The organism is Cognatishimia sp., assembly GCF_964229375.1.
Classification (GTDB): Bacteria; Pseudomonadota; Alphaproteobacteria; order Rhodobacterales; family Rhodobacteraceae; genus Cognatishimia.
The window spans coordinates 20334-27241 of sequence record NZ_CAXREH010000016.1 but is presented as its reverse complement, the minus strand read 5'-3'; the positions used below and the strand labels follow the sequence as shown (position 1 = coordinate 27241).

Below are 6908 nucleotides of genomic sequence, written 5' to 3'. Positions count from 1 at the left end.
GAACTCGGCCAACCGATTGCGGCCATGCGCAACCATTTGGCCGCCGCCGAGATGTCTGATGCTGGCCCGTCGCGCGCCATGCCCAAGATCGAAGAACTGGTAGATCGCATGGAAGGCATCACCCGCCAGCTGAAGTTCTTTGCCCATACCGAAGGCGAAGGCTTTACCATTGTAGATCTGCGCGAGGCGCTCAGCGCCAGCCTGTCGCTGGTGACCCCCAATATAGAGAGTGGCGAGGTCGAGTTGCGGTTCTCGCCGCCATCTGACCCTGTGTTGATCTGGGGCAGCAAGTTGCGCATCGAACAGGTCATGGTGAATTTGTTGCGCAACGCGGTGGATGCAATGGAGGATCAAGACACACGGGTTCTGACTGTGGCAATCGGCAGCGATTTGCGGGCTTGGTTCACCATTCGCGACTCGGGTCACGGGCTGGGCGACAGCACGCTGGCCACTCTGCAGGAACCCTTTATGACCACCCGCGAAAGCGGGCGCGGCATGGGGTTGGGTCTGGCGATTTCCTCAAATATCGTGGCCGAACATGATGGCCATCTGACGGCCGAAAACGCACCGGACGGCGGCGCGATCTTTAAAGTAGACCTGCCGCTTTACGGCAGTATGGCGCAGGATGAGGCCGCAGAATGAGCGATACCGTCGAAACACCAAGCATCCTGATTGCCGAAGACGACCGTTCAATGCGCACCAGTCTGATCGATCTGATGGAGGCCGCGGGATGGCGTGTCGAAGCCGTGCCCCGCGCCGAAAAAGTCGCCGAGCGCATGGTGGATTTCCAACCTGATGTCATTCTGTCTGATGTCCGTATGCCCGGCATGTCGGGGCTGGATCTTTTGGCCAGCCTCAATCCGCAGATTTCACCGCCGCTGGTGCTGATTTCGGCGCATGGCGATATTCCGATGGCAACGCAAGCCATCAAAGACGGCGCCTACGGCTTTATCGAAAAACCTTACGAGCCACGCCGGTTGCTGAATATTCTCGCCCATGCCAGCGACCAGCACCGGATGCGCCGCACGACCCAGCGTCTGAAAGATCGGTTGCTGAACCTGTCCGGTCTGGACCGCATCCTGTTGGGGGCCAGCGCCCGCACGCGGGGGCTTCGCGACGAGGTGCTGGATTTTGCTGAAATCGACGTGCCTGTGTTGCTGCAAGGGGAAACCGGAACCGGCAAAGAGCTGGTCGCGCGCGCCTTGCATGATCTGGGCCGCCGGGCGGATGGGCCGTTTCTGGCGCTCAACTGCGCCACACTCAGTGCCGACAGCTTTGAAGAAGACATGTTCGGCCGCGACGCAGGTGCACGCGGGCGGTTGCTCTCGGCGGATGGGGGCACCTTGTTTCTGGACGAAATCGGTGCTTGTCCGATGCCGGTGCAGGCGGCGCTTCTGCGGGTTCTAGAAGACGGCGAAGTGCGCCCCTTGGGGGCAGACACACCGGTTCCCGTGAATTTCCGCGTAATCTCGGCCACCAACGAGGATGCCGAGACCGCCGTGGCCGAAGGACGTCTGCGCAAGGATCTGTTGTTCCGGATCAACCGCGTGGTCTGTGCCCTGCCCACTTTGCGTGAACGGCGCGACGACATCATGTTGCTGATCACGCATTTCATGCAGGAATTCGCGCGGATCTATGAAACCACCCCGCCGGATGTCACGCCAGATGATCTGGCCGCATTGATGGCGCATGACTGGCCCGGCAACGTGCGCGAGCTGCGCAATGTGGCCGAGCGGCGGGTTCTGGCGGCACGGCGCGGAACCGGATCTATGGCAGCGGCCATTCAGGTTGACGGCTTGCCCGAAGACGTGCCCGTCACCCTCAGAGAATCCGTGGCGGCCTATGAGCGCGAGCTGATTTCCAAAGCCATCCAAGCTCACGAAGGCCGCATGGATGCGGTGGCCGAGGCGCTTGGGATCGGCCGGCGGACATTGAATGAAAAGATTGTGAAACTCGGACTGGACAAAGAGGCACTGCTGTAATGAAGACGGCCAATCAGATCCTTGCCAATTTACGCAGTGGCGCCTTGTCCGCCGTGGACCTGATGGCTGAAACCTATGACCAGATCGCGCGGGTCAATCCCAAGGTCAACGCCATTACCGGCCTGCTAGACCGCGACGCGGCGCTGGATCTGGCGCGGCAGGCGGATCAAAGTGACGCAACCGGCCCGCTGCACGGATTGCCCATTGCGATCAAAGATCTTGCCAACGCCGAAGGGTTTGTCACGACGCGGGGATCTCCTTTATTTGCCAACGACAAACCGGCCCCCGCCGATGACATTATGGTGGCGCGGATGCGCGCTGCGGGTGCGTTGGTGATTGGCAAAACCAACGCCCCGGAATTTGGACTGGGCAGCCACACGACGAATCCGGTCTTTGGCCCAACCCGCAACCCCTGGGACTTGTCGCGCACTGCGGGCGGATCATCTGGCGGTGCGGCCGTCGCGCTGGCGACCGGCATGCTGGCGCTTGCGGATGGGTCGGACATGATGGGGTCATTGCGCAATCCCGCAGGCTGGACCAACACCTATGGCCTGCGTCCCAGCTTTGGCGCGGTACCTTCAGAACCCCACGCAGACAGTTTTTTGACGCAGCTCGCCACCAATGGCCCCATGGCCCGCACGCCCGAAGACCTTGCCATGTTGCTGTCAGTACAAGCCGGCGATGACCCACGACAGCCGCATTTTACGCCTCTGCCAAAGGCAGACAGCCCAAAGCCGCTTCGGATTGGCTGGCTTGCGGATTGGGACGGCGCCTATCAGATGGAGGCGGGCATTCTGGACACCTGTTCAGAGGCTCTGGCGGCGTTCAGCGCGCTTGGGCACGCGGTCGTGCCCCTGTCTGCAGGGTTTTCTGCCGAGGCCATCTGGGAGTCGTGGATCACCCTGCGATCCTGGCAGGTGTCTACGCTGCTTGCCCCGCTGGAAGCCCTGCCCAATGGGCGAACGTCGCTCAATCGTCAAGCTATCTGGGAGTTGGATCGCGGCAAGGCAATGTCGGCGCATGAGGTCCACAAGGCCTCGGTGACGCGGTCGCAATGGTACAAACAGGCCGCGCATCTGTTTGAGCAGGTAGATGTGCTCGCACTGCCCACCGCTCAGGTCTGGCCTTTTGATGTGACGCTGGACTGGCCCCAAGAGATCGCGGGCACGGCCCTGGACACCTATCATCGCTGGATGGAGGTGGTGGTGCCTGCCAGTTTGCTCGGACTTCCCGCGCTGGCGGTGCCTGCAGGGTTTGGCGCTGCGGGGCTGCCGATCGGATTGCAATTGATCGGGCCACGCGGATCTGATTTTTCGCTGATACAGATGGCGCAGCCCTATCATGATGCGGTCGATTGGACGGATCGCCTCCCGCCCGCAGTATAAGTAAAAGCTGGCGGCCTCTTTTTTACCTCACAACATCACGTCCTTGATTGATGCGCTTTTCGCGCAAGCGTTATTATTGGTATTGACAATGCGTATTATAATATGCATTTACAATGTGTAATTCAAAGGAGACCAACATGGCACTCGCAGAACTGATCTTGTGGCCCGGCACCAAAGTCTGTCAGCATTTCGGAATCGACCCTAACAGCGATGCCGGTTTGATCCGCTGGATGATCAATACACTGGTCTATCTGGTGATCATGCTGGCCTTTGTGTGGATCGTGGTTGTCTAGGTCTGCGGAAATCCGCAAGCACGCCACCTCGGACCTCGCAATTTTCCTCATACCGCGCTGGCTTTGAATCCGTCACACTCCCGACATCACGCATGATACGGGAGGAACCCATGCGCAAAATTCTAGCCAAAACCACAGTTGCCGCGATCTCACTGACCTTCGCCACCGAAGCGATGGCCACCGAGTGGAACGTATCCCTCTGGGGCAAACGCCGTGCCTTTACCGAGCACGTTGAAAAAATTGCTGAGCTGGTCAGCGAGAAAACCGGCGGCGAGTTCAAGCTGAACCTGTCCTACGGTGGTCTGTCCAAGAACCGCGAAAACCTTGACGGCATTTCCATCGGCGCGTTTGAAATGGCGCAGTTCTGCGCGGGCTATCACCGCGACAAGAACCCTTCGATTACCGTTCTGGAACTGCCATTCCTGGGTGTCAGCAGCCTTGAGCAAGAAGTTGAACTTTCGATGGCCGTCTATCAACACCCTGCCGCCGTCGCGGATCTGGGTCGTTGGAACGCAACCCTGCTGATGCCATCGCCGCTGCCGCAATATAACATCGTGGGTGTCGGTGATGCGCCAGCAACTCTGGCAGACTTCGAAGGCCTGTCCGTCCGCGCAACCGGCGGTATCGGTGCCGCGATGAAGACTGTTGGCGCCGTGCCAACCTCGATGTCTGCAACCGAAGTACGTCAGGCGATGGACAGCGGTGTTGTCAAAGCGGTCAGCTTTGCACCACACGCGCACATGTCCTTTGGCACCATCGAAAACGGCACATGGTGGACTACGAACCTGAACCCTGGCACCGTGAACTGCCCAGTTGTTGTGAACTCTGACGCGCTGGCTGATCTGTCTGATGAGCACCGCGACGCGTTGCTGGGGTCTGTAGATGAGGCGCTTGCGCACTACATCGACAACTACAACAACAAAACCATGGCCGCGTGGGGCCCTGCTCTGGAAGAGCGCGGCATTCAGCAAGTGACATTTGCTGACAGCGAAATCGCAGCCTTCAAAGAGGCCGCGGCGGCACCTGCTGCTGCTGCATGGTTGGAAACCAACACCGCAGCCGGTTTGCCTGCACAAGAACTCTATGACCTTGTGACCGGCATGATCGCCAACGGCAGCTAAGCACTTTGACGAAACGGCCTCGGGGGTTACGCTCCCGAGGCTTTTATTTGGGGGGAGGAACCCATGGCGGGTGGATCTCTGGTGCTGTCAGATAGCAGCACTTTGTCCAGACTGGACGCTTCTCTGTATCGACTGGAACGCATCTTCGCTCTGATGAGCGGGCTGGCGGTGTTTTCCTTGATGGTCCTTGCAGTGGTTTCGGTCAGCGGACGGAATTTTTTAGGCCAGCCCTTGCCGGGCTATGTAGATTGGATCGAACAGGCCATGCCACTGATTGCCTTTATGGGCGTGGCATACACACAGCGCGATGGCGGCCATATTCGCATGGATATTCTGGTCGGACGCCTGCGCGGGCGCGTCCTTTGGACGGCCGAACTGATCACCACTCTGGCGATCCTTTTGCTGATGGTTCTGATGGTCTGGGGCACTTGGGCGCATTTCCAACGCAGCTTTGATTTCGCAGCCCCGCTCTGGAGCCGCGACAGTTCGATGGATATTGCCCTGCCGATCTGGCCTGCAAAATTGTTGGCGCCGGTGGCGTTTTCAGTGCTGGTTCTGCGGCTGTGCCTGCAGGTCTGGGGCTATTGCCGCGCGATTGCGACGAATGCCGAAACGCCGGTCGCCGTGCCTTTGATCGCAGATGCTGCGACGCAGGCCGCGATGGAAGCCGACGCTGTGTCGGGTCTTGAAGAAGATAAAGGGGCCTGACCTATGGAACCGATTGATATTGGATTGGTTGTCTCGGGCGGCTTGCTTGTTCTGGTCGTTTTGGGCATGCGCGTGGCCTTTGCTGCGGGTCTGGCCGGAATTATCGGCCTGATCTGGATTTTCTGGGCCAAGAAAGGCATGGACCCCGAGGACTTTGGCTGGGCGATTACGGTCGCGGCCAAGACCGCTGGGCAGGTGCCACACTCGAAAGTCAGCTCTCAGGCGCTGAGCCTCATCCCTACGTTTATCCTCATAGGCTATTTGGCCTATTACGCGGGCCTCACCAAAGCGCTATTTGAGGCAGCGAAACGGTGGTTCGCCTGGGTGCCTGGGGGCCTTGCGGTGTCCACTGTTTTTGCAACCGCAGGCTTTGCGGCTGTCTCTGGGGCCTCTGTTGCGACATCGGCTGTGTTTGCCCGCATCGCGATCCCAGAGATGCTGAAGATCGGTTATGACAAACGCTTTGCAGCGGGCGTCGTTGCGGCGGGTGGGACACTGGCATCCTTGATCCCCCCGTCCGCGATCCTCGTGATCTATGCCATCATCGTTGAACAGGACGTAGGCAAACTGCTGTTGGCAGGCTTTATTCCGGGTGCCTTCTCGGCGCTGGTCTATGGCGCCTTGATCATCATCCTTGCGCTGACGATTAAAGACTTTGGCCCCCGGGTCACAGGGTTCACCTGGCGCGAACGGTTTGCCTCTTTGCCCCCTGCCCTGCCGATTGTGTTTGTCGTCGTGACAATCATCTTCTTTGTCTACAACCCCTTTGGCGGAGACGCTTGGGGCACGCCAACCGAAGGCGGTGCGATCGGGGCCTTTGTGGTCTTTCTGATGGCGCTTTATCGCGGGATGCGGTGGCCACAGCTCAAGGACGCACTGCTTGAGACCGCAAAGCTTTCGGTGATGATCTTTACGATCATCTGGGGTGTTCTGGTCTATGTGCGCTTCCTAGGGTTCGCCGATCTGCCGGGCGCGTTCTCCGACTGGATCACAAGCCTGACCCTGTCGCCCATGTTGATCCTGATCTGTATCCTTCTGGCCTATGCGGTTCTGGGGATGTTCATGGATGCGATTGGCATGCTGTTGCTGACCCTGCCAGTGGTCTATCCAGCGGTCATGGCTCTGAACGGGGGCGAGTTTGTCTCGGCCGCAGACAGCACCTTTGGCATGAGCGGGCCGATGTGCGCGATCTGGTTCGGGATCTTGGTGGTGAAGATGGCAGAGTTCTGCCTGATCACGCCACCCATCGGTCTGAACTGCTTTGTCGTTGCCGGCGTGCGCGATGACCTGACGGTTCAGGACGTGTTCAAAGGCGTAACCCCGTTCTTCATCGCAGATGGCGTGACGATTGCCTTGCTGGTGGCGTTCCCAAGCATCGTGCTGTGGTTGCCCGGCTTGGTTTAAAAACAGGTGCGAGGG

The 6908-nt window shown here is 59.3% G+C and carries 7 protein-coding genes; all 7 read left to right on the top strand.

Translation table 11 applies throughout. The features are described from left to right. Positions 1-642, top strand: a 642-nt coding sequence (locus ACEQWH_RS01415; protein ID WP_370227611.1) for a sensor histidine kinase, incomplete at its 5' end; no start/stop codon positions are given. Beyond that, positions 639-1982, top strand: coding sequence for a sigma-54-dependent transcriptional regulator (locus tag ACEQWH_RS01410; protein WP_370227609.1), 1344 nt, complete (start codon positions 639-641; stop codon positions 1980-1982). The genes ACEQWH_RS01415 and ACEQWH_RS01410, both read left to right, overlap by 4 nt. Next, complete coding sequence (locus ACEQWH_RS01405) at positions 1982-3367, top strand: amidase (RefSeq protein WP_370227607.1); 1386 nt, start codon at positions 1982-1984, stop codon at positions 3365-3367. The genes ACEQWH_RS01410 and ACEQWH_RS01405 overlap by 1 nt, the downstream gene beginning before the upstream one ends. Positions 3368-3504: 137 nt before the next feature. Then, positions 3505-3660, top strand: coding sequence for a hypothetical protein (locus ACEQWH_RS01400; RefSeq protein WP_370227605.1), 156 nt, complete (start codon positions 3505-3507; stop codon positions 3658-3660). Between the two features lie 110 nt (positions 3661-3770). Further along, entirely contained in the window at positions 3771-4781 is a 1011-nt protein-coding gene (locus tag ACEQWH_RS01395) for a C4-dicarboxylate ABC transporter substrate-binding protein (RefSeq protein ID WP_370227604.1), read from the top strand. A 63-nt stretch (positions 4782-4844) separates the two neighbouring features. Then, complete coding sequence (locus tag ACEQWH_RS01390; RefSeq protein ID WP_370227602.1) at positions 4845-5489, top strand: TRAP transporter small permease subunit; 645 nt, start codon at positions 4845-4847, stop codon at positions 5487-5489. 3 nt (positions 5490-5492) lie between these two features. Then, complete coding sequence (locus ACEQWH_RS01385; RefSeq protein ID WP_370227600.1) at positions 5493-6893, top strand: TRAP transporter large permease; 1401 nt, start codon at positions 5493-5495, stop codon at positions 6891-6893. Positions 6894-6908 lie beyond the last annotated feature (15 nt).